The sequence below is a fragment of the Pseudoroseomonas cervicalis ATCC 49957 genome, assembly GCF_000164635.1.
Taxonomy (GTDB): Bacteria; Pseudomonadota; Alphaproteobacteria; order Acetobacterales; family Acetobacteraceae; genus Pseudoroseomonas; species Pseudoroseomonas cervicalis.
Map to the genome: position 1 here is coordinate 1 of NZ_GG771249.1, position 543 is coordinate 543.

Sequence of the window (543 nt, forward strand, 5' to 3'; positions counted from 1 at the left end):
GCGCCTCGCGGTCCACCGCGCCATCGCGCGTGGTGCCGGGAAAGGCGCGGCCGATCGGCGCCACGGCGCGGCCACCGCGCGCCTGCAGCCGGTGCACCGCCGCGTCGGCGTCGAAGACCGGCACGCCATGGCGGCGGAAGGTGGCGGCGGCGGTGGATTTCCCCATGCCGATGCCGCCCGTGAGGCCGAGGATCTTCACCCCGCTTCTCAGGCGGTCTTCGGGATGTCGGCGGCGACCAGGGCGCGCAGCTCGGCATCCACCTGCGGCAGCACGCCGAACCAGGCCTCGAAGCCCGGCCGTGCCTGGTGCAGCAGCATGCCGAGCCCATCCACCGCGCGCAGCCCGCGGGCGCGGGCGGCGGCCAGCAGGGGTGTCTCCAGCGGCACATAGACGGCGTCCGCCACCACGGCGCCGGTGGGCAGGGGGGCAAGGTCGATCGACAGCGGCGGCTGGCCGGCCATGCCGAGGCTGGTGGTGTTGACCAGCAGCGCGGCCTCCGCCAGCGGCGGGGCGTCCGCCACCGCGATGGGGCCGCCGAGCGC

General features: G+C 76.8%; 1 protein-coding gene and 1 pseudogene. Both read right to left on the bottom strand.

Features of this window, described 5'->3' with window-relative positions:
- Positions 1 to 199 (bottom strand): dephospho-CoA kinase (locus tag HMPREF0731_RS22825; RefSeq protein WP_007006652.1); only part of this gene is annotated, 199 nt, incomplete at its 3' end.
- A gap of 8 nt (positions 200 to 207) precedes the next feature.
- Positions 208 to 543, bottom strand: a pseudogene (locus HMPREF0731_RS22830) (shikimate dehydrogenase); the annotation flags it as partial.